The organism is Brevibacterium sp. CCUG 69071 (assembly GCF_021023135.1).
Taxonomy (GTDB): domain Bacteria; phylum Actinomycetota; class Actinomycetes; order Actinomycetales; family Brevibacteriaceae; genus Brevibacterium.
Genome location: NZ_PGFV01000001.1, coordinates 525,108 through 545,988 on the forward strand (window position 1 = coordinate 525,108; position 20,881 = coordinate 545,988).

General features: G+C 65.5%; 21 protein-coding genes, 1 tRNA gene and 1 pseudogene. 19 read left to right on the top strand and 4 right to left on the bottom strand.

All coding sequences use genetic code 11. The annotated features are described in order from the left end of the window. Window positions 1-188: 188 nt before the first annotated feature. The 10 genes from rplU (at window position 189) to CV023_RS02430 (ending at window position 8,481) form a co-directional block, all read left to right on the top strand. Window positions 189-497, top strand: a complete 309-nt coding sequence (rplU, locus tag CV023_RS02385; RefSeq protein ID WP_230743867.1) for a 50S ribosomal protein L21 — start codon at window positions 189-191, stop codon at window positions 495-497. A 15-nt stretch (window positions 498-512) separates the two neighbouring features. Further along, a complete protein-coding gene (rpmA, locus tag CV023_RS02390; RefSeq protein WP_230743868.1) occupies window positions 513-764 on the top strand; it encodes a 50S ribosomal protein L27 in 252 nt (83 codons plus the stop codon). Window positions 765-863: 99 nt separating this feature from the next. Beyond that, on the top strand, window positions 864-2,423 hold the full coding sequence (gene obgE, locus CV023_RS02395) for a GTPase ObgE (RefSeq protein WP_230743869.1): 1,560 nt from the start codon (window positions 864-866) through the stop codon (window positions 2,421-2,423). Then, window positions 2,420-3,577, top strand: coding sequence for a glutamate 5-kinase (proB, locus tag CV023_RS02400; protein WP_230743870.1), 1,158 nt, complete (start codon window positions 2,420-2,422; stop codon window positions 3,575-3,577). Before obgE ends, proB begins: the two co-directional genes overlap by 4 nt. A gap of 3 nt (window positions 3,578-3,580) precedes the next feature. After that, window positions 3,581-4,870, top strand: coding sequence for a glutamate-5-semialdehyde dehydrogenase (locus CV023_RS02405; RefSeq protein WP_230743871.1), 1,290 nt, complete (start codon window positions 3,581-3,583; stop codon window positions 4,868-4,870). Window positions 4,871-5,021: 151 nt separating this feature from the next. After that, a complete protein-coding gene (locus CV023_RS02410) occupies window positions 5,022-5,183 on the top strand; it encodes a hypothetical protein (RefSeq protein WP_230743872.1) in 162 nt (53 codons plus the stop codon). Window position 5,184: 1 nt separating this feature from the next. Further along, a complete protein-coding gene (nadD, locus tag CV023_RS02415; RefSeq protein WP_269067026.1) occupies window positions 5,185-5,790 on the top strand; it encodes a nicotinate-nucleotide adenylyltransferase in 606 nt (201 codons plus the stop codon). Beyond that, entirely contained in the window at window positions 5,783-7,468 is a 1,686-nt protein-coding gene (locus CV023_RS02420; RefSeq protein WP_230743874.1) for a hypothetical protein, read from the top strand. Before nadD ends, CV023_RS02420 begins: the two co-directional genes overlap by 8 nt. Before the next feature lie 63 nt (window positions 7,469-7,531). After that, window positions 7,532-7,885: a ribosome silencing factor gene (gene rsfS / locus CV023_RS02425; RefSeq protein WP_269067105.1), complete on the top strand. Its 354-nt coding sequence runs from the start codon at window positions 7,532-7,534 to the stop codon at window positions 7,883-7,885. Further along, a complete protein-coding gene (locus tag CV023_RS02430; protein WP_230743876.1) occupies window positions 7,882-8,481 on the top strand; it encodes a histidine phosphatase family protein in 600 nt (199 codons plus the stop codon). The genes rsfS and CV023_RS02430 overlap by 4 nt, the downstream gene beginning before the upstream one ends. 63 nt (window positions 8,482-8,544) lie before the next feature. On the opposite strand, the gene CV023_RS02435 is transcribed toward CV023_RS02430, so the two are convergent. Continuing rightward, window positions 8,545-9,675: a glycosyltransferase family 4 protein gene (locus CV023_RS02435; protein ID WP_230743877.1), complete on the bottom strand. Its 1,131-nt coding sequence runs from the start codon at window positions 9,673-9,675 to the stop codon at window positions 8,545-8,547. A 124-nt stretch (window positions 9,676-9,799) separates the two neighbouring features. On the opposite strand from CV023_RS02435, the gene CV023_RS02440 reads away from it, so the two are divergent. From CV023_RS02440 to CV023_RS02465, 6 genes are read left to right on the top strand one after another with little or no spacing between them, the layout of a single operon-like run. Continuing rightward, window positions 9,800-12,871: a DUF4040 family protein gene (locus tag CV023_RS02440; RefSeq protein ID WP_230744377.1), complete on the top strand. Its 3,072-nt coding sequence runs from the start codon at window positions 9,800-9,802 to the stop codon at window positions 12,869-12,871. After that, window positions 12,868-13,200 (top strand): sodium:proton antiporter, encoded by a 333-nt coding sequence (locus tag CV023_RS02445; protein WP_230743878.1) that lies wholly within the window; start codon window positions 12,868-12,870, stop codon window positions 13,198-13,200. Before CV023_RS02440 ends, CV023_RS02445 begins: the two co-directional genes overlap by 4 nt. Beyond that, window positions 13,197-14,714 (top strand): monovalent cation/H+ antiporter subunit D family protein, encoded by a 1,518-nt coding sequence (locus tag CV023_RS02450; protein ID WP_230743879.1) that lies wholly within the window; start codon window positions 13,197-13,199, stop codon window positions 14,712-14,714. Before CV023_RS02445 ends, CV023_RS02450 begins: the two co-directional genes overlap by 4 nt. After that, on the top strand, window positions 14,711-15,112 hold the full coding sequence (locus CV023_RS02455) for a Na+/H+ antiporter subunit E (RefSeq protein ID WP_330166641.1): 402 nt from the start codon (window positions 14,711-14,713) through the stop codon (window positions 15,110-15,112). The genes CV023_RS02450 and CV023_RS02455 overlap by 4 nt, the downstream gene beginning before the upstream one ends. Continuing rightward, a complete protein-coding gene (locus CV023_RS02460) occupies window positions 15,109-15,369 on the top strand; it encodes a monovalent cation/H+ antiporter complex subunit F (RefSeq protein ID WP_230743880.1) in 261 nt (86 codons plus the stop codon). The genes CV023_RS02455 and CV023_RS02460 overlap by 4 nt, the downstream gene beginning before the upstream one ends. Continuing rightward, window positions 15,369-15,755, top strand: coding sequence for a cation:proton antiporter (locus CV023_RS02465; protein ID WP_230743881.1), 387 nt, complete (start codon window positions 15,369-15,371; stop codon window positions 15,753-15,755). Before CV023_RS02460 ends, CV023_RS02465 begins: the two co-directional genes overlap by 1 nt. A gap of 15 nt (window positions 15,756-15,770) precedes the next feature. On the opposite strand, the gene CV023_RS02470 is transcribed toward CV023_RS02465, so the two are convergent. Further along, window positions 15,771-16,493 (bottom strand): alpha-ketoglutarate-dependent dioxygenase AlkB family protein, encoded by a 723-nt coding sequence (locus CV023_RS02470; protein WP_230743882.1) that lies wholly within the window; start codon window positions 16,491-16,493, stop codon window positions 15,771-15,773. Window positions 16,494-16,496: 3 nt separating this feature from the next. Further along, window positions 16,497-17,705 carry an NAD(P)/FAD-dependent oxidoreductase gene (locus CV023_RS02475; RefSeq protein ID WP_230743883.1) on the bottom strand — a complete coding sequence of 403 codons (1,209 nt, stop codon included), beginning with the start codon at window positions 17,703-17,705 and terminating at the stop codon, window positions 16,497-16,499. A gap of 131 nt (window positions 17,706-17,836) precedes the next feature. Here CV023_RS02475 and CV023_RS02480 point away from each other — a divergent pair. Next, window positions 17,837-17,909, top strand: a tRNA-Ala gene (locus CV023_RS02480). Between the two features lie 49 nt (window positions 17,910-17,958). After that, entirely contained in the window at window positions 17,959-18,315 is a 357-nt protein-coding gene (locus CV023_RS02485; protein WP_330166642.1) for a DoxX family protein, read from the top strand. A gap of 19 nt (window positions 18,316-18,334) precedes the next feature. Here CV023_RS02485 and helR read toward each other — a convergent pair whose 3' ends face one another. Continuing rightward, window positions 18,335-20,458 carry an RNA polymerase recycling motor ATPase HelR gene (gene helR, locus CV023_RS02490; protein ID WP_230743884.1) on the bottom strand — a complete coding sequence of 708 codons (2,124 nt, stop codon included), beginning with the start codon at window positions 20,456-20,458 and terminating at the stop codon, window positions 18,335-18,337. A gap of 102 nt (window positions 20,459-20,560) precedes the next feature. On the opposite strand from helR, the pseudogene CV023_RS18730 reads away from it, so the two are divergent. Beyond that, window positions 20,561-20,848 (top strand): annotated as a pseudogene (locus CV023_RS18730) (family 1 glycosylhydrolase); the annotation flags it as partial. Window positions 20,849-20,881 lie beyond the last annotated feature (33 nt).

The window sequence follows — 20,881 nt, forward strand, 5'->3', positions numbered from 1 at the left end:
CGACGCGGGGTCGATGCGACGGCGACGTCGGTTTGCCCAGCGGGTTGCCGTGGACTAGAATTGAGCGTCGGTGCGCATGACGCACCACGGCTGGTGATTCCTCTCAATGGGATGCCTGCGACGATCCATTCGCGGCAGCCAAGGGACCAACCGCCGTTCGTTTGTGTATAAGCAGAAAGGGTTCGACCATGGTCTATGCCATCGTCCGCGCCGGAGGTCACCAGGAAAAGGTGAGCGTCGGCGATATCATCACAGTCAACCGAATGAAGGCGAAGGCTGGCGAGAGCGTCGAACTCGATGCCGTACTTCTCGTCGACGGTGAGACCGTGACGACCGACGTCGACGCACTGTCGAAGGTTTCGGTCAGCGCCGAGGTCGTCAACGAGCTTCGCGGTCCGAAGATCGTGATCCAGAAATACAAGAACAAGACCGGTTACAAGAAGCGTCAGGGCCACCGCCAGGACCTCACCCGTCTGAAGATCACGAACATCAAGTAAGAGGAGACTTCTCACATGTCAAGCAAAAAGGGAGTCAGCTCGACCCGCAACGGTCGCGACTCGAACCCACAGTACCTCGGCGTGAAGCGCTTCGGCGGTCAGGTCGTCAAGGCCGGCGAGATCATCGTCCGCCAGCGCGGAACCAAGTTCCACCCCGGCTCCAACGTCGGCCGTGGAGGGGATGACACCCTCTTCGCGCTCACCGCGGGTTCCGTCGAATTCGGCAAGCGCAACGGTCGCAAGATCGTCAACATCGTCGGCGCCTGATCTTCGGGATCCGGTTCGACAGCAATTGATCTCTCCCCGCACAGGGGATCATGAAGGGTGAGTCACCATGACTCACCCTTCATCTGATATAAGGACATTATGGCCACCGAGTTCGTAGACCGCGTCACCGTCCATCTCTCCGCAGGCGACGGCGGAAACGGGTGCGCCTCGATCAGGCGCGAGAAGTTCAAACCGCTCGGCGGGCCCGACGGCGCCAACGGCGGAGACGGCGGAAACATCATCTTCGTCGTCGACAGTCAGACCACGACCCTGCTGCCACTGCACCACCGCCCCCACCTGCGGGCCGACGGCGGCGGCATCGGCAAGGGAGACATGCGCGACGGAGCCGACGGCGGTGACCTCGTCGTCGCCGTCCCCGAAGGCACAGTCGTCAAGACCACCAGCGGTGACATCATCGCCGACCTCGTGGGCGCGGGCACCGAATACATCGCCGCAGCCGGAGGGCGCGGCGGTCTCGGCAATGCAGCCCTGGCCTCGACCAAACGCAAGGCGCCCGGCTTCGCGCTCCTGGGTGAGCCGGGGGAGACCCTCAGCCTCGTCCTCGAGCTCAAGACCATCGCGGACATCGCCCTCGTCGGCTATCCCTCTGCCGGCAAGTCGAGTCTGATTGCCGCACTTTCGGCGGCGAAGCCCAAGATCGCCGACTACCCGTTCACGACTCTCGCGCCCAACCTCGGTGTGGTCCAGGCCGGGGACACCCGCTTCACGGTCGCCGATGTACCCGGTCTGATTCCTGGCGCCTCGGAGGGCAAAGGCCTCGGACTCGAATTTCTGCGCCACGTCGAACGCTGTGCCGGTCTCGTCCACGTCATCGACATGGCGACATGGGAGCCCGGACGCGATCCGGTCTCCGATCTCTCCGTCATCGAATCCGAACTCGCCGCCTACGCGGTCGACCTCGACGACGGGAGCGGACTGCTGCCCCTGTCCGAACGGCCCAAGCTCGTCGCCCTGAACAAGGTCGACATCCCCGATGGTCGCGATCTCGCGGACATCGTCCGTCCCGATCTCGAGGCCGCCGGCTACCGGGTATTCGAGATCTCGGCCGTCAGCCATGCCGGACTGCGGGAGCTGTCCTTCGCCATGGCCGAACTCGTCGTCGCCGAACGAGAACGCCGCACCGCCCTCGAGGCGATTCCGCAGCGCGTGGTGATCCGTCCCAAGGCGGTCGACGACCGCGGATTCGAAGTCCGCACCGAACACGATGCCGACGGTCCGGTCTTCCGCGTGCTCGGCGACAAGCCGCAGCGCTGGGTGCGCCAGACCGACTTCGGCAACGACGAGGCCGTCGGATTCCTGGCAGACCGCCTCGAACGCATCGGTGTGGAGGAATCCCTGTTCAAAGCCGGTGCGAAACCCGGCGACACGGTGATCATCGGCGGCGCCGACGGAGTGGTCTTCGACTGGGATCCCACTACCGTGGGCGGAGCCGAGCTGCTCGGCTCGCGCGGAAGCGACCTGCGACTCGAGGAGGAAGCCCGCGCCACCCGCAAGGAGCGCAAGGCTGCCTATCACGAGCGGATGGATGCGAAGGCCGCCGTCCGTGCCGAGTTCGAAGAGGAACGACTCGCCGAGCGAGCGCAGCGCGCGCGACCGGCATCGACCGACCGGTCCGAGTCCGAGCCCGATCAGCGGTGAGTCGGGCCGTCGGTGATGAGACCTCGACGCGCTCGGACATCGCCGGTGCCCGGCGCATCGTCGTCAAGGTCGGCTCCTCGTCCCTGACCACGCTCGACGGCGGGCTCGATGAAGCGAAGCTCATCGCACTGACCGATGTCATCGGCGCGCATCGGGCCGCCGGACACGAGGTCATCCTCGTCTCCTCCGGTGCGATCGCGGCCGGCCTCGAACCGATGGGACTGCGCAAGCGTCCGCGCGACCTTGCCACACAGCAGGCGGCCGCGGGCGTCGGTCAGGGACTCCTGATGGCCGCGTACACGCGAGCCTTGGGTCGCTATGACCTCGTCCCCGGCCAGGTGCTGCTCTCGGCGGATGATCTGATTCGACGCACCCGATACAAGAACGCCCAGCGCGCCATCGACAAGCTGTTGGCCTTGGGGACGCTGCCGATCGTCAACGAGAACGACGCCGTAGCCACCGAGGAGATCCGCTTCGGCGACAACGATCGCCTGGCCGCTCTGGTCGCCCACCTCGCTCACGCCGACGCACTCGTCCTCCTCTCCGACGTCGACGCCCTCTACTCGGGACCTCCGCAGCTCTCCGACTCGATCCGGATCGATCGGGTCGGCGGGGCCGCAGACCTTGAGGCGATTGCCATCGGCGGAGTCGGTGCTGCCGGCACCGGCACAGGGGGCATGGCGACGAAGGTCGAAGCGGCCACGATGGTCGCCGATTCCGGCATCCCCGCCGTGCTGACCTCGGCAGGGAACGCCGCCGGCGCTCTCTCAGGTGAGCATGTCGGCACCTACTTCGCCGTCACCCACCGTCGTCGGGGCACCCGTCTGCTGTGGCTGCGTCACCTGGCCAGGACATTCGGATCGGTGACCATCGACAAAGGCGCGGAGTCGGCTGTGCTCTCCCGTGGAACCTCCCTGCTGGCAGCCGGTGTGACAGCCGTCGAAGGCGGCTTCGAAGCGGGAGATCCGGTCGAAGTGAGGAACCTCGAGGGGGAGGCCATCGCACGCGGAATGGTCAACTTCTCCGCAGAGGAGCTGCCGTCGATGTTCGGCTGCACTACCGAGGAACTTGGCACCCGACTGGGAAATGACTACCGTAAAGAAGTCATCCACCGAAACGATCTCGTTCTCACACACGTGAGCGGGGGGAGATAGCACATGACCGCTGTATCCGAGATACACCCGAAGACAGTTCGGGGCGTCACCAGGGTGGCCCGCAATGCCAAGGCCGCCGCAGGCCGACTGGCGACCTCGTCGACGGCAGAGAAGAATGCGGCGCTCACGGCCATCGCCGAGGCACTCAGGGCCAATTCCGAGCGCATCGTCAAGGCCAACGATGCCGATATCGCCGCCGGCACCGAAGCAAGAATGAGCACCGCGCTGCTCGATCGGCTGCGACTCGACGGCGACCGCATCGAGGCGATCGCCGCCTCCGTCGAGACCGTCATCGATCTGGCTGATCCCGTCGGCAACATCGTCGTCGGACGTACCCTGCCCAACGGCATCCGCCTGACCCAGACTCGGGTGCCGATGGGAGTCATCGGAGCCATCTACGAAGCCCGGCCGAATGTCACCGTCGACATCGCGATCCTGGCGCTGAAGTCCGGCAACGCCTCAGTGCTGCGCGGAGGTTCCGCCGCCGCACAGTCGAACGCCGAGATCATCTCGATCCTCCGCAAGGCCGTGGAATCGGCCGGACTGCCCGCGGACACCGTCAACGGCATCGACCAGTACGGGCGCGAGGGAGCCAGCGTGCTGATGAACGCCCGCGACTACGTCGATCTTCTGATTCCCCGCGGGGGAGCCGAACTCATCAGCATGGTGGTTCAGGAATCCATCGTCCCGGTCATCGAGACCGGCATCGGCAATGTGCACATGTTCGTCGACTCCTCTGCGACAGTGAAGACCGCGGTCGACCTGGTGCTCAACTCCAAGACACACCGGCCCAGTGTCTGCAACTCGCTCGAGACCCTCCTCGTGCATGAGCGAGCCGCCCGACGAGTGCTGCCGAAGATCCTCGAACGCCTCAACTCGGCCGGAGTCGTCGTCCACGCCGACACCGATGTTGCGGCTCTCGCCCCCTCGACCATGAAGATCAAGAGGGTCTCCCGCCGAGACTGGGCCAAGGAATACCTCGGCCTCGAACTCGCGGTCAAACTGGTCTCCGGCATCGACGAGGCGATCGAGCACATCCGCGCCTATTCCTCAGGACACACCGAGGTGATCGTGACCAAGGACCTCGACAATGCCGAGACCTTCGTCACCGCCATCGATGCCGCCGCAGTGGGAGTGAACGTCTCGACCCGCTTCACCGATGGAGGCGAACTCGGTTTCGGCGCGGAGGTCGGCATCTCGACGCAGAAGCTCCACGCACGCGGACCGATGGGCCTCGAACAGCTCACCACCACGAAATGGGTGATGATGGGCAACGGGCAGATCAGAGAGTGAACCCCGGGCCGCGGTTCCGCGTGCAATCGGGCTGCGGTGACCGACCATGGCCATGTCGATGCCGTCTTCTGGCATCGTTCATGAGAAACTGAGAACAGAACACGACGAGGCGCCGACGAAGCCTCACCTGCCTGATGTAAGGAGAACACCCGTGAACGCAGCCATCCTGGCGTCCGCTGCCGAGGGCGCGGAGCATGCCGTCCACCACGAACTTCCGATGGATCCGATCTTCTTCGGTCTCATCACCTTTGCCATCTTCATGACGCTGGCGGCCGTATCCCGGTCGTGGAAGGGTATCTCCTACCGCCACTGATATGGCTGAACGCACACGCAGAGTCGGTGTCATGGGCGGCACCTTCGACCCCATTCATCACGGCCACCTGGTTGCAGCGAGCGAAGTCCAGTCGACTTTCGACCTCGATGAGGTGGTGTTCGTCCCGACCGGTCGGCCCTACCAGAAGGACGCCGGCGAAGTCACCAGTGCCGAACACCGGTACCTGATGACGGTGATCGCCACGGCTTCGAACCCGCGCTTCACTGTGTCCCGGGCCGACGTCGATCGACCGGGAGCCACCTACACGATCGACACTCTGCGCGACCTGTCCCGGAGCTACGGACCGGATACGGAGTTGTTCTTCATCACCGGCGCGGACGCTTTGGCTCAGATTCTGACGTGGAAGAATGTGGATGAGCTGTTTTCTTTGGCGCACTTCGTCGGAGTGAGTCGGCCGGGCCATGAACTTCGCGGTGAGGGCCTGCCGGTGGATCGTCTGAGTCTGGTCCAGATTCCGGCCCTGGCGATATCGTCAACGGATTGCAGACAACGAGTGATGGACGGGGCACCGGTCTGGTATCTGGTACCAGACGGAGTCGTCCAGTACATCGCGAAATACGAGTTGTACAGGAGTGAGAATGGCTGAGGAGCAGTTCACGTCACGTCGAGCGCGGCGCGAAGCCGAGCGGTTGAAGGCGGAACAGGCGTTCGATGCACGCGACACCCCTGAACAGTCGAGCGATGAAACGGCGGCCCTGCGTGCCCAACTCCTGACACCGGCTCCCGGGGCCCCGTCGGAACCCGCAGCCCCGTCGGCGCAGCCGAAGGAGAAGGCCGGCGAAGTGGACGACGACACCGACCGAGCGCCCATCGATGCGGAACCCGCACCCCAGGTATCCCACGAACGGGGACCGCTGGCCACCGACCATCCGCTCGAGGAGCGGCCGCCGGTCAACGCCGAGGACAGACTCGACCCGCAGCGGACTCCGCTGCCGCACTTCGAGTCCCGCGCGGCGCGCAAGAGGTACCTGCGCGAGCATGGACTGTCCCTCGACGGAGACCTCTCCACGGGCGCCATGCCGGTCATCGCCGAACCGGAGGACGCCGGATCCGAGGACGCTGGACCCGAGGATGGCGGCGCGAAGATCCCAACCGACGATTCGGCGAAGACACCGCCGGCCGCAGGGACGGAACCAGGAGCCTCGGCCGCGAAGCCGGAGGCCGTGACCGCGAAGTCGGAATCGGTGACGGAGAAGCGTTCGGCACCGACATGCCCACAGGCTGCAGATGATTCGGCGCCGTCCGGGGAACCGGAGTATGTCCCTGCGCGGAATGCCGAACCCGAGTCCTACGACACCGCAGGATTCGGCGGTGCCGCCGAGGAGGTCGCCGCCCGAGACTTCGAATCGCCGGTCACTGCCGATTCGGGCCCCCGACCTGTATCGCCCGAGAACGAACCCTACGACGCGCTGTCCAAGCCGCTGTCCGCCCTCGAGTCCGATGACGGCGACGTCCCGTCTCTGACGACAGCGGAGATCACCGGCACCGGCGTGGCCGAGGGCACAGATTCGCGAGCGGTCGAAGAGACCGCAGCGACGACGCCGGCGAGCCCGAACGCAGCTCCGAAGCCAAGCACCGAGAAGCCCAGTGCCGAGAAACCCAGCACCGACAAACCCAGTGCTGAGAAACCGGGTGCTGAGAAGTCGAAGGCACGCAGCAAGGGCTCGAAGGCGCGCTGGAAGGCGCCGAAAACGGAAGCCACGGCCCCGGGGAGCTCGACTGCCGAGACCGGCACGAAGAAGGCGGCGTCCGGCGAAACCGAGGGCCGCTCACGACGGATGCCGATCGTGCAGCCGCCTTCGACCTCCGGGGTCCGCGTGGTCACCGCCTCCTCGGCGCAGATCCCCGAAGCAGCCGAGGACCGAAGCTCGACAGAGTCGGCGTCGGCAGCAGGAACCGGCACAACCGGCACCGGCGTGAACCAGGATCAGGAGGCAGGCACGCCTGCGAACCAGGCATCCGGCCCGGCCGACAGCACGGCGGCTGAGGCTTCCCCGGATGACGCGGCACGCGCCTTGGCTGCCAACCCGGAGACCCGTCCGATGGACACCGTACCGGAAGCGTGGTCGCTGCCGAACGCGAACTATGAGGACGAAGAGACCGAGAATCCGCCCGCGGAACGCATTCGTGCAAGTGCTGTCACCGGACACGACGGTCGGATCCTTGTCGGTGAGGAACCCTCGAAGGTTCCGTTCATCGCTCTCGGCGTGGCGGCCACCGTCGCCGTGGCACTCATCGTCATCGCCCTGGTCATGCTTCTGTGACGGGCTCAGAAAGCAGCACCCACCCGAAAGGATCGCGTGAGCGAGATCGTTGAATCCACCGAAATGCTGAGAACTGCGGCGAAGGCCGCGGACGAGAAGCTCGGCTCCGACCAGGTCGGCCTCGATGTGAGCTCCACGCTCTACATCACCGATGCCTTCCTCATCATCTCCGCCGACAACGAACGGCAGATCGCCTCGATCGTCGACGCCGTGGAAGAAGCGGTGCAGACGACCCACGGGCGCACTCCGCTCCGACGCGAAGGACGCGGCAGCGGCGACTGGGTGCTGCTGGACTTCGGCGACATCGTCGTGCACGTGTTCTCCGCCGAACAGCGTGAGTACTACGCACTCGAACGCCTGTGGAAGGACGTTCCGGTCATCGACCTGCAGCTGCCGGCCGCAGACGACGCTTCATGACCAAGACGGTCATCTTCTGGCGTCATGGCCAGACCGACTTCAATGTCGCGGGACGCTTCCAAGGTCAGTCGGATGTGCCGCTGAACGACCTCGGTCGCGCGCAGGCCGCCGAAACGGCGCAGAATCTTCAGCACCTGCATCCCGAGCTGATCGTCTCCTCCGATCTCTCTCGCGCCGCCGAAACCGCCGATCACCTTGCCGAACTGCTCGACCTCGAACCGGTCCGAGACGCTCGATTGCGTGAGACCGCCTTCGGCGACTGGGAAGGCTCGACCCGAGCAGAGGTCGCCGAGAACTGGGCCGAGGAGCTGGCGGCCTGGGCGGCAGGAGCGGATATCAGCCCACCCGGAGGCGAATCACGCAGCCAGTCGGGACAACGGGTCGCCGAGGCGATCGTCGACCTCGTCTACACCACCGATGCCGAGACGATCGCCATCGTCGCTCACGGCGCTGTTCTGCGGGGCGCGGCGGAGATCCTGCTCGGGCTCACCGGCAGCGGCCGCCTGGCCGTTCTCGGCAACTGCGGACACGGTGAGTTCGGCTTCACCGGTGAGAACTGGGTGCTGCGCAGTTGGGGGACCCGCCCCGCCCGGTAGCCGCCCGTTCCGCGGGCCCCTCTGCGGTTCGCGGCCCTCCCGCCGCCGGACGCCGCTCACAACTCAGCCGCGCTCGGCATTCACCGAGCGGATGAGTCCGATGAGGGCCCGCGCCGATTCCTCCCAGTCGAACTTCTCGGATTGCACGCGGCCCGCCGCCGACGCCTCGGCCCACACAGTCTCATCGCTGAGGTCTGCGATGCGCGCCGCCACCGAGCGGGGATCCTCGGGATCGAAGTACACGGCCGCATCACCGGCGATCTCATGGAAGATCGGGATGTCCGAGACGGCGACCGGCACTCCCTGCGCCATCGCTTCGATCACGGGCAGACCGAACCCCTCCGCCCGCGACGCAGTGACCAGGGCGGTGGCCGAGTCGAGGAGTTCGGCATACTCGTCGTCGCTGACACCGCGGTGGAAGACGACCTTCGCCCGATCCGGAATGAGCGCACGCAGCTGAGCCTCACGGCGCCCCTCGATCCGGCTCGCAATGTGCAGCGTCCACCCCGGCAGGAACTCCAGCGCGAGAATCAGGGTCTCGACGTTCTTGTACGGCAGGAAGGCACCCATGTAGACGAGCGACTTCGCGTCATGCCTGTTCACGGTGCGAGCATTCTCCGCGGTCACCTCGGCGGCATTGGAGACTACGGTCACCGGTTTCGAACTCAGCGAATGGGCGGCGATGAGCTCCTTCGTCGTCTCCGATACTGCCGCGATCGCATCGGCACGGTTGAGCAGCAGCCGCTGCGGGGCGTAGCTGAGGTGGTAGGCCCGCCACAGCCATCGCACCGGCAGCGGCAGGTCGCGCGGAGGCTGCGGGTGCGAATAGTAGATGAGATCGTGGATCGTCAGGATCAGCCCGTATCGGCGACCCGTGGACCCCATCACCTGCATGGTGGAGAAGACCACGTCGGCTCCCAGCGCATTGAGCTCGGAGGCGATGAAGACCTCAGCCGGAGACGTGGGGGAGTTGAGCTTGACCCACCGGCACTGCGGCAGCAGATCCAGCTGAGCTTCGTCATTGATGATCGCGGTGACTTCGATCTCGGTGTCTGCTGCGGCGTCGAGCAACGCTGCGAGCAGGCACGATCCATAGCGAGAGATGCCGTCGTGATGGGTGGTTCTGGTGAAGCGGGCGTCGAAGAACACCGACACCGTTCGACCGGTCTGAAGGTTGCGTGTGCTTTTGCTCATGGAACTCCGAGTCGATAGTCTGAAGTCTTGTAAGTCTGAGTCTGTCAGAGTGTACGTTCATCGTGGCGAAGGATCAGTGTGTGAAGGAACCGTCACCGATGTCACCGGACCCGAAAGCTCGGACATGATCCTCACGATTCTCGCACTTGCCTCACTCGTCATCCTCACCCCGTTCATCACGCGGCTCTTAGGCCGCGCCAGCGGGTGGCCGCTTGCTGCCGCCTACCTAGCGACAGCCGCCTTGTTCACCCCCACCGCCGCCGAGGTGATGGCGGGTAAGACTCCCGAATTCTCCGTCCCGTGGATCCCCTCCTTCGGAGTTGAGCTGGCGCTGCGCGCCGACGGCATCGGCGTTCTCTTCACCTATATCGCCCTCATCATCGGTGCCGTGGTCTTCGTCTATTCGACGGCCTATCTGTCGCCGGGACGGAACACCAGCTTCTACTGGCTGATGGTGATCTTCACCTTCTCGATGGTCTCCCTGGTGCTCAGCAACGACCTGCTGGTCCTCTTCGTGTGCTGGGAGCTGACCTCACTGGCCTCCTTCTTCCTCATCGCCCGCTCTGGCTCTCCCGGTCAGGCACCGGCCCTACGTACGATGTTCTTCACCTTCATCGGCGGACTCAGCCTCCTGGTGGCCACGGGAGTGATCATCGCGGTGACCGGGACGACGAACGTCAACGAGGCGCTCAATTCCTCCGTCTGGACGGGCCAGCCCGCGGTGACGACATTGGTGGCGGTGCTCATCGCCGTGGCCGGGATGACGAAATCCGCGCAGTTCCCGTTCCATTCGTGGCTGCCCGATGCGATGGCCGCCGCGACACCGGTTTCGGCCTATCTGCATGCCGCGGCCGTGGTCAAGGCCGGCATCTTCCTGATGATGCGCTTCTCGCCGACGTTCCATGAGACGGCTGCCTGGAATGCGCTGCTCATCATCGCCGGTCTCCTCACCGCCTGCATCGGCGGATGGTTCGCCCTCAACCAACACGACGTGAAGAAGCTCATGGCCTTCTCCACGGTCTCGCAGCTGGGCCTCATCACCGCCGTCATCGGAGTCGGCACCGAGGCGGCGATCGCCGCCGCGGCCCTGCATGTGATCGCCCACGCCCTGTTCAAATCCGGTCTGTTCATGATGGTCGGCGTCGTCGACCACATTGCCGGCACCCGCGATCTCGCTCGGATCCCGGGCCTCATGCGTCAGGCACCGGGCGCATTCATCGTCATGATCATCGGCTGCGCTTCCATGGCGGGCATCCCACCGCTGCTCGGATTCGTGTCGAAGGAGTCACTGTTCACCGCTCTGACCGAGGCCCCGGGCGGCAGCGGGATCGGCTGGGCCGCGCTCATCGTCGCCGTCGGCGCCTCGGTGCTCACTTTCGCCTACTGCGCCAAGACCGTGTGGGGCTGCTTCATCGACGGGCGCGACGTGGACCGATCGCAGCTCCACCGCGGTTCCCCGGTGATGCTCACCGCAGCGGGGCTGCCGATCGTGGCCTCCCTGCCGCTGGGGTTCGCTCTCTTCGTCTTTGACCACCCTCTCGATCGGGTTGTGCGCGCGGCGGTTCCCACCGCCTCGGATTCGGTCCACCTGTCCCTGTGGCACGGGTTCAACGTCGAACTGGCCGCCTCGGCGCTGATCATCGTCATCGGCGTGATCCTCATCATCAACCGCTCCCGCGTGTTCGCGTTCTTCCACCGTGCCGCGCCGGGCACCGACGGCGCTGCCGTCATCGCCGGCATCACCTTCGTTCTTCGCCGCCTCGGCCGCGGCCTCGGCGCATTTGTGCGCCCGATGAATTCCGGACCGTACCTGGCAACGTCGCTCGGGGGCCTGGCCCTGCTCGCCCTGGGGGCGATCCCCGCCGTCTATGGGGACCTGCCGCCCTTGCAGGAGGGGCTGTGGCGTCCCGTCGACGTGGTCGTGCTCGTCCTGACCACCGTTGCGGTGATCGTCGTCTGCACCTCCCATTCGCGGCTGACGACCGTCGTGGCCCTGTCCGCGGTGGGCATCCTCGCCACCGTGCAGATCCTGGCGCTCGGTGCCCCCGATGTCACCCTCACCCAGCTTCTGGTCGAGGCGATGACGATCATCGTCATCATGCTCGTGCTGCAGAAGCTCCCACGTGCGTTCTGGCGGTTCCCGAAGCGGCTTCAGGTTCCCCGGCTGCTCTTCGCCGTCCTCGTCGGTGCCATGGTGACCGGACTCACCCTGGTGCTCAACGGCCGCCGGGAACGCTCGGATCTGGGCCTGTACTACATCCAGAACGCCCCCGAGATCAGCGGCGGGAGCAACATCGTCAACACCATCCTGGTGGAGTTCCGTGCCCTCGACACCCTCGGTGAGCTCACGGTCCTCGGTATGGCCGGAATCGCCATCGTCGCGGTGATGTCGACGGTCAAGGACAAGTTCATCGACCCACCGGCTGAGAACATCCCCGAACCACCCCGACAGGCATGGGTGTCGATCCGTCCAAAGGGCTCGACGGCCTACCGGGCCGTGCACGAAGCCTGGCCGAACGTGATCCCTCTGCAGCTGACGATCAAGGTGCTCGGGCCGCTGCTGGCAGCGTCCTCGCTGGTCATCTTCTGGCGCGGGCACAACTCGCCCGGCGGCGGCTTCATCGCCGCGCTGGTCGGCTCTGCGATCATCGGCCTGGCCTATCTGTCGACGGCGAAGGACCGGGCCATCGGTCCGCCGCGTGCCCCGCTCTACCTCATCGGCAGCGGTGTCGCCACCGCCGTGGTCACGGGAATCATCGGGCTTCTCTTCGCCGGGTCCTTCCTCAAACCCCTGCATACGGAGTTCGCGGGACAGCACTGGACGACGTCGATGCTCTTCGACGTCGGCGTCTATCTGGCCGTCCTCGGGCTCATCCTCCTGTCCTTCAACCTCCTCGGCGTCTCTGATTCCGCAGCCACGCCTGCCGGAGACGATGTGCTCACCAACGGCATCATCCGCCGCGACGTCGAACGCACCCGTGAACGCGCCGACGAGCTGCTCTACGGCGAACTGCGCGGACCGATGGACGCGATCCGGGGAGAGCGTCCGGAGCGGGAGCGTCGCGTGCGGAACTCCGACGCGGACGAGAAGGTGCGGGCGTCCTCGACGCACATCCTCGACGGCGATGCCCCGCCGGATGCCCAGGGCTCCGACGACCTGTCCACCGAATCCGCCGAGCAGGAGGGAAGCCGATGATCCTCGCTCTCACGATCGGCGTCCTCACCACTGGCGGCGTCTACCTCATGATGCAGCGGTCGATGGTCAGGGGAGTGTTCGGACTGACGTTGATCTCCCACGCCGCGAACTTCATTCTGCTCTCCGCCGGAGTCGGCGCGTGGCGGGTCGAACCGCTCAGCGATCGCGGTGACCAGTCGCTGGCAGCCGATCCGCTGCCGCAGGCCTTCGTGCTCACGGCGATCGTCATCACCCTGGCGGTGACGATCTTCATGCTCGCCCTCGCCGTGCTCGGACATGACGACGATCAGAAACGGGCACCCGAGACCGGGGAGGAGCGCGACTCATGAACCCTGCACTCCTGCTCCTGCTCATCGGTGTGCCGCTGCTCGCCTCGGCGCTGAGCGTGCTCATCACCTCCCGCACCTTCGACCGTATTCTGCTGCTGGCCGCCCCTAGCTTCGTCGGTCTCTCCGGCGTCGGACTTCTGCTGATGCACCGGACGCAGCCCGTCATCGCCCACTCGGTCGGCGGCTATGTTCCCGGCCTGGCGATCCCCTTCGTCTCCGACACGTTCACTGCGCTGATGCTGGTGCTGACCTCACTCATCGCGGTGATCAGCGCGGTCTTCCTCATCACGACCGGTGAGGACCAGTATCGGTTCGTGCCGGCGCTGATCCTCATGATGCTCACCGGCGTGTACGGAGCACTGCTGACCGGTGACCTCTTCAACTTCTTCGTCTTCGTCGAGGTCATGGTCCTGCCGGCCTATGCGCTCATCGCGGTCACCGGAACCTGGCGCCGCCTCGGCGTGGGCCGGATGTACGTCATGGTCAACCTGCTGACCTCGACGATCCTGCTCATCGGAGTCGGATTCGTCTACGGTGCCACCGGCACGGTCAACCTCGCCGTGCTCGCCGACATGGGCACTCCCACCGGTCAGGGAGCCCTGGCCCTGGGCGTGGTGCTGCTGGCACTGATCATCAAGGCCGGTGGCGCACCCTTCCACGGCTGGCTGGTGCGCAGCTATCCGAACACCTCGGCGGGGATGATGTCTCTGTTCTCCGGTCTGCATTCGAAGGTCGCGCTCTATGCGATCTACCGGATCTACACCACCGTCTACGGGGAACCGGCGCCGTGGGTGAACGTCATCGTGATCATCGCGGTCGTGAGCATCCTGCTCGGCTCCCTGTCCGGCTTCGGCCAGATCCGCGTCCGCAACGTCCTCGCCTTCCAGATGACTGCGGGGGTCGGGCACATCCTGCTCGGTGTGACGCTCCTGTCCACGGCTGCGCTCGGGGCCGGTGCCTTCTACATGGTCCACCACATGGTCACGATGGCGGGACTGCTGCTCATCATGGGAGCCGTGGAGCAGACCTACGGGACCGGATCCTTCAAGAAGCTCTCCGGACTCGCGGGACGGGAACGCTGGGCCAGCGTGCTGATGATCCTCGGCCTGTTCTCCCTCATCGGTCTGCCGCCGACCTCGGGACTGTGGGGGAAGGTCGGTCTGATCACCGCCGCCACGGCGAGCGGGAACGGCCTCGCCTGGGCATTGGTCTCGGCCATCGTCATCGGTGCACTCGTGTCGCTGTTGGCCCTGCAGCGGACCTGGCGGAACACCTTCTGGGGGCCGCCCATGCAGACCTATCGCCCCGATTCGGCGGAGACGGGACGAGCACCGGCCGAACCGATCATGCGCAGCGTGCGGATTCCGGCACGGCTGCTGGTCCCGGGCACCGTGATGATCGCACTGTCCGTGGCGATCTTCGTCTATCCGGAGCCGCTGCTCGAGATCACCCGCCGCGCCGCCGAAGGGCTCATCGACCACAGTGACTACATCGAGGCGGTGACCCGACCATGATGCGTCTCATCCACGGCATCTCCTACGTCGCCTACATCCTGTGGGCGATCGTCACCGGCTCATTCACCATCGCCTCCCGACTCTTCGTCTTGCGTGAGGCCTATGCCCGACCGATGATCGTCGAGCTGCCGCTGCGCTGTGCCACCGACCTCGAGGTGACGCTGTTCGCCTCGTCGATCACCATCACTCCCGGGACCCTGGTGACCGCGATTGCGTCGGGCACCGCGACACAGCCGCCGGCGCTGTTCGTCCATGCCCTGTTCGAAGACTCCGAGGAATCGGCGCTGGAGGGCCTCATCGCTATGGAATCGCGGCTGCTGGCGATGACGCGCGGACGCGCCCCGCGAGCGGCGAGCCGGGACCTCGAGACTGACGCATCCGAAGGAGGCACCCGATGAACATCGTCGTCAGCATCTGCATCGTCATCCTCGCCGCCGCGATCATCCTCGGCCTCATCCGCGTCCTGACCGTGAAGGATCTGGGATCGCGGGCGATCGTCAGTGACCTCGTCTACTTCTCGGCGATCGGGATCCTCACGATGATCGGCATCGCGGTCTCGTCCTCGATCGTTCTCGACGTGATCTTCCTGTCCTCGATGGTCGGCATCCTCGCCACCGTGGCACTCTCGCGGATCCTCACAAGGGGGCATCGCTGATGAACGATGTTGTGGCTGCCGTGCTCGTCGGGATCTTCGGAATCACCGGCTCCCTGATCATGCTCGCCTCGGCGATCGCGATGTTCCGCGTCAGAGACGCACTCTCGCGCATCAACGCCTTCTCCCCGGCGACAGGACTCGGGATGCCGTTCATCGTCATCGCGGCCTATGTCTACGACCTGCATTCCAGCGGATTCTCGTGGGGGTCGCTGCTCATGGCTGTGGTGGCGCTGCTGTGTCTGATCATCGTGTCGTCCGTGGCCAGCAATACGCTCTCGCGCTCGGCCGTGCTCTCCGGCCAGCCGATCCATCGCAAGACTTCGCCGAATCGGCTGGCCCAGCCGCCGGCGGGCGTGATCGACGAAGCCGAGCGCTCCGAAGACTGAAGACGGATGCCGGACTCAGTCCCGGCCGGTGGTGCGCATGGTGATGTTGATCCTGCCCCCGCCGAGGTGGCTGAGCCGACCGTGGTCCGGTGCGGTTCCCGGGAGGATCTTGGTGACTCCGTGGTAGGCGAAGCGCGCGGGTCCGCCGAAGACGAAGGCATCGCCGCTGGCCAGCCGGATGTCCTCGTAGGGTCTGTTGCGTGACTCCGAATTGCCGAACCGGAAGATGCAGGTGTCGCCGAGGGAGAGTGATACGACCGGTGCCGGATCGTATTCGTCCTTGTCCTGGTGCATGCCCATCTTCGCGGTCTCGTCGTAGTAGTTCACGAGCGCGACGTCCGGTTCGTAATCGGAGGCAGTGAGGCCCCACACCGAGGCGGCCGAGCCAGGTTGGTCGTCGTCCCGGGCGACCGCCTCGGCGGCGGAATCGATGACCTGTCGACCCAGCCTGGTCATCCAGTCCGGGAAAGGGAGAACGGTCTCGTTATTGACGTCGCGGGCCCTGCGGTCATAGGCCCCGGGGCGCCAGTGCCAGCCGAGTCCGATTGTCTTCACGCTCATCGGGTGGCCGCCGATGCGGGTCGAATGAGCGGGTACGGGCCCGGCCTGCCACTGTGACCAACGCGCGATGATCCATTCCTGCGCACGCTCGTCGAGGTACCCGGGCAGCCACACGGCACCGGGGAAGACGAGGCGGGGACGCCTCTCGAAGGCCTCGTCGGCGAAGAGGGAGTCCACTGCTCAGAGTTCTGAGATCTCGATGCTCTCGTCCTGCAGACGTGCCGCCGAGACTTCTTTGCCGATGAGTGCGCGCAGCTCGTCGCTGTAGTCCCAGATGTTGACATTCATGGCTGCGGTGACGCGACCGGCTCGGGTCCAGAAGGCGATGAACTCACCGCTGGACCTGTCGCCGCGGATGACGACATCGTCGTCTGCGCTGCCGTGGCCGACGTACTCCATGCCGAGGTCGTACTGGTCGGTGTAGAAGTACGGCTGCCAATCGTAGGACTTGGTCCCCCCGGTGATGGTGGAGGCGGCGACCTCGGCCTGCCGGACGGCATTGTCCCAGTGTTCGACGCGCAGACGCTCGTCGAGAAGGCTGTTGTGGGCCTTCGCGATGTCGCCGATCGCGAGGATCGTCGGTTCACTGGTGCGCATCTGCTCGTCGACGATGATGCCGCCATCGACGTAGAGTCCCGCCGCGGCGGCGAGTTCGACGGTGGGATCGGCGCCGATGCCGACCACGACGAGGTCGGCCGGGACGCTGCCGGCGCTGGTTTCGACGGCTTCGACGGCAGAGTCGCCGGTGAAGGCGGTGGTTTCGGCGTCGGCCAGGAATTCGACCCCGTTGGCCCGATGGAGATCCTCGAAGTGCTGACCGAGCTCATCACCGAGGACGGATTTGAGCGGCGGAGCCGAATGCAGGATCACGGTGACATCGCAGTCCTTGGACCTGGCCGCCGCGGCGACCTCGAGTCCGATCCACCCGCCGCCGATGATCGCGACCTTCTTTCCCCGGCCGAACTGAGACCGGATCGCGATTGCGTCGCCGGCGTCCCTGAGGGTGTGGATGTTGCCGAGGTTCTCACCCGGCACATCGAGCGTGCGGGGAGTCGAACCGGTGGCGAGGATCGCCTGCCCGTAGCTCAACGTCTCACCGTTATTGAGAGTCACGGTCCGGTTCTTCGGATCCAGGCCGGTGGCGGTGGTCCCGAAGAAGGTCGTGACATCGTGGTCGGGGTACCAGTTCTCGCCCCGCAGAGCCGAATCGGCCGGATCGCTGTCCTCGAGCATGACCTTCTTCGACAGGTCGGGTCGATAGTACGGTGCTGTAGGGTCGGCGCCGACGAGGGCGATCGAGGAGGCGTACCCGCCTTCCCGCAGTGATTCGACGACGGTTCCACCGCCGATTCCTGCTCCGATGATGACAGTTCCGAATTCCTGAGTCATTGCCAGTCCTTCCTCGAGGGGGATTTCTCCCAGCCTGTACCGACCTGAGCCGTTCGTCAAACGCCGCGGCGAACTTCGCTTCCTCTCGTTTTGTGTCGAACAGTGCTCCCGGCGTAAAGTGAGAGACGGAAGGGGCTTTAGCTCAGTTGGTAGAGCGTTTCGTTCGCAATGAAAAGGTCAGGGGTTCGATTCCCCTAAGCTCCACAATCGGTCGCCTGCGACCACCGACGAATCGGGCAGAGGTGCATTCGAAGTGAGAACGCGGACAGCTGTCATGGCGGGTCTGCTGGGTCTCTCGAGCGCCGTTCACTTCTCTCGTCCCCGCGTCTTCGACGCGATCGTACCGCCCGGACTGGGCAGCCCACGGAACTGGACCTATGTCAGCGGTGCCGCCGAACTCGGCTGCGCGCTGCTGCTGGCAGTCCCGCGCACGCGCAGGCTCGGAGGTGCCGCATCCGCAGCGCTGATGGTCGGAGTCTTCCCGGCGAACATCTACACCGTGGTCAAGCACTGGGAGGAGCCCAGGGCGCGTGCAATCTCCCTGGCTCGGCTGCCTCTGCAGATTCCTCTCGTGTGGCTGCCGGCGAGCATCGCCGCCGGCCGCGGATGACCCCGCGACTGACCTCTTCTCACTGAGTCAGCACCACCAACTGCGCGGTCGCCCGTGTCATCGCCACATAGCGGTCGACTCCTCCCTGCACTCCCTCCCCGAAACTCTCGGGTTCGTCGACGACCACCAGGTCGAATTCGAGGCCTTTGACGCCCTCCGGCCGCAGAACCGAGACCCGCGACGACGCCGAATCCGCGTGACGTTCGGGATCGACGGTCACCACGCAGGCCACCCCCTCGGCCTGATCGGTGCACCACGACTCGATGATGGTTCCAAGGTGCCGGCGCTGTTCGTATCGCACCGGATTCCCCGTGAATCTCACCGATTGCGGCACGTTCGCCTGGGGGAGGACCGCACGGATGGCCGGTTCGGCCACCTCCATCACCCCGGCGGGGGTCCGGTAGTTCACGCTCAGTCCCACCTCGGCGACCTCCAGGCTGACCCGGCTCAGCCGGTCGGACCAGGACTCGGCGAAGCCGAGCCGTGACTGGGCCCGATCACCGACGATGGTCAGACTCCGTGAGGGACACCTGTCGAGGAGCATCCGCCACTGGGCCGGGGTGAGCACCTGCGCCTCGTCGACGACGATATGGCCGAAGGGACCGGCCAGACGATCGCCACGGGCGGACCCGCGCCCGGTCGGATCATCCAATGCCGAACGCAGATCATCACCCCGGAGCATCGTCATCTCCGCCAACTCGCTGTCATCGGCGGCGATGAGATCGTCGATGACAGCGCTCATCCGGTCGTGCTCGGCGCGGGCCTGCACCGAGGCGAGTCCCGCACGAGCGTTTTCGGCAGGATCACCGATTCGTCTGAGCGCGGCATCGATGAGAGGCATGTCCGCTTGGGTCCACTCCCGTGGATTCTCCCGCTGCAGGCAGGCGATCTCATCGTCGTCGAGCTCCGGCGCGGCCAGTCGTAGGTAGTCGGGCACCGTCCACAAGTCACCGGCGAGGTCGAGCGGATCGAGAATCGGCCAGGTGGTCGCAAACGTCTCTCGCAGCTTCGGATCCCGGGAAACCTCTTCGCGCACCCGGTCGGGATCGGCGTCTTCGTCGATCTCTGCAGCAGCCTCGACGAGGATGTCTACGAGGGAGTTCCACACCTGTTTACGCGCCGCATTGTGATCCGTCTCCTCCCGAGCGGCGAAGGCTTCGTTCCAGTGTTCGCGTCGGACGATCACCTCACCCCATGAGGTGTCGACGGCGAGGACCTGCCGAGGTGGCTGCTCGTAGAGGTGCGTCGCCGCGTCGAGGACGCTGACCGGGTCGAGTCTTCCCTTGATCTCCGCATCGGCGACTGCGTCGACTGTCACAGGTTCGACCGGAGTGAAATCCTCGAGAGTGCAGAGCCGGACGCGGTTCTCGCCGAGGCTGGGCAGAACGTCATCGACATAGTTGAGGTAGGCATGGGTGGGGCCGACGAACAGCAGCCCGCCACCGGTGCTGATCCGCGGCTGCGAGTAGAGCAGGTACGCGGCACGGTGGAGTGCGACGACTGTCTTACCGGTCCCCGGACCTCCGTCGATGACCAGTGCGGGTCGATCGGCGGCACGGATGATCGCATCCTGATCAGCCTGGATCGTCGCGACCACGTCACGCATCTTCGCCGATCGGCTGGCGTCGAGTGAAGCGATGAAGTCGGTGCGGTCGGCGGCTGCGCCCGGCCTGAGGGACTCGTCCCAGTAGTCGGTGATGCGTCCTTCGGACCACCGATAGCGGCGTCGGGAGGACAGACCGTGCCGGGAGACGGGGGTCGCAGCGAAGAAGGGTTCGGCACGGGGAGTCCGGCAGTCGACGAGCAGCTGGTCGCCGTCATCAGTTCGCAGGCCGAGCCGTCCGATGTAGACGATCTCGCCGGTCGCGGCGAGGACCATCCGGCCCAGACAGACATCGAGGTCGAACCGGCTGAGCAGCTTCAGGCGGTCAGAGAGTTCGCGGATGAGCGCATCGCGTTCGAGTCCGGTCTGCCCATCTCCTGCAGGAGACCGTCGAAGTCCGTCGATCCGGGATTCGAGATCGCGGCGGTCCCGGGCGAGCCGGTCGGCGATGCGGGTGAAGTGTCGGACATCGTCGTCGATGAGTTCGGGACGGGTCTTCGCGTTCAGCCGGGCTGGCAGATCGAAGAGTGTGGCAGGCATGCGGACTCCTGGGAACATAAGCGGGCGGCGGGGATGAAGACACTCATTGTTCACCCTGGTGGGGGCCTTGCGGCAAGCCCCCATCCGTGGCATATTCTGAGAATGGAGGAGACGTCGGTGGACGCGGTCGAAGCACTGCGCCGTCTGAGCTTCGCAGTCGCTACGTCGGCCTTCCAGATCGAGGGTGCGAGAACCGAAGACGGTCGAGGTCGATCGATCTGGGATGACTTCGTCGACACACCGGGCACGGTCATTGACGGCAGCACGGCTGAGCCCGGACCTGACAGCTACCACCGCAGCCGAGAGGACGTCGCGCTGCTCCGTGAGCTCGGCGTGGACCGGTACCGCTTCTCGATCTCCTGGACGCGCATCATTCCCGACGGTGGGGCAGGGACGCCGACCAACACCAAAGGCCTGGACTAC

What these genes read in the sequence shown, in the direction of transcription:
- rpmA (WP_230743868.1), top strand. Translation starts at nt 513, where the DNA reads ATGTCAAGCAAAAAGGGAGTCAGCTCGACCCGCAACGGTCGCGACTCG.
- CV023_RS02405 (WP_230743871.1), top strand. Translation starts at nt 3,581, where the DNA reads ATGACCGCTGTATCCGAGATACACCCGAAGACAGTTCGGGGCGTCACC.
- CV023_RS02460 (WP_230743880.1), top strand. Translation starts at nt 15,109, where the DNA reads ATGAACATCGTCGTCAGCATCTGCATCGTCATCCTCGCCGCCGCGATC.
- CV023_RS02440 (WP_230744377.1), top strand. Translation starts at nt 9,800, where the DNA reads ATGATCCTCACGATTCTCGCACTTGCCTCACTCGTCATCCTCACCCCG.
- CV023_RS02475 (WP_230743883.1), bottom strand. Translation starts at nt 17,705, where the DNA reads ATGACTCAGGAATTCGGAACTGTCATCATCGGAGCAGGAATCGGCGGT.
- CV023_RS02435 (WP_230743877.1), bottom strand. Translation starts at nt 9,675, where the DNA reads ATGAGCAAAAGCACACGCAACCTTCAGACCGGTCGAACGGTGTCGGTG.
- CV023_RS02455 (WP_330166641.1), top strand. Translation starts at nt 14,711, where the DNA reads ATGATGCGTCTCATCCACGGCATCTCCTACGTCGCCTACATCCTGTGG.
- CV023_RS02465 (WP_230743881.1), top strand. Translation starts at nt 15,369, where the DNA reads ATGAACGATGTTGTGGCTGCCGTGCTCGTCGGGATCTTCGGAATCACC.
- obgE (WP_230743869.1), top strand. Translation starts at nt 864, where the DNA reads ATGGCCACCGAGTTCGTAGACCGCGTCACCGTCCATCTCTCCGCAGGC.
- helR (WP_230743884.1), bottom strand. Translation starts at nt 20,458, where the DNA reads ATGCCTGCCACACTCTTCGATCTGCCAGCCCGGCTGAACGCGAAGACC.
- rplU (WP_230743867.1), top strand. Translation starts at nt 189, where the DNA reads ATGGTCTATGCCATCGTCCGCGCCGGAGGTCACCAGGAAAAGGTGAGC.
- CV023_RS02450 (WP_230743879.1), top strand. Translation starts at nt 13,197, where the DNA reads ATGAACCCTGCACTCCTGCTCCTGCTCATCGGTGTGCCGCTGCTCGCC.
- nadD (WP_269067026.1), top strand. Translation starts at nt 5,185, where the DNA reads ATGGCTGAACGCACACGCAGAGTCGGTGTCATGGGCGGCACCTTCGAC.
- CV023_RS02430 (WP_230743876.1), top strand. Translation starts at nt 7,882, where the DNA reads ATGACCAAGACGGTCATCTTCTGGCGTCATGGCCAGACCGACTTCAAT.
- rsfS (WP_269067105.1), top strand. Translation starts at nt 7,532, where the DNA reads ATGCTGAGAACTGCGGCGAAGGCCGCGGACGAGAAGCTCGGCTCCGAC.
- CV023_RS02445 (WP_230743878.1), top strand. Translation starts at nt 12,868, where the DNA reads ATGATCCTCGCTCTCACGATCGGCGTCCTCACCACTGGCGGCGTCTAC.
- CV023_RS02420 (WP_230743874.1), top strand. Translation starts at nt 5,783, where the DNA reads ATGGCTGAGGAGCAGTTCACGTCACGTCGAGCGCGGCGCGAAGCCGAG.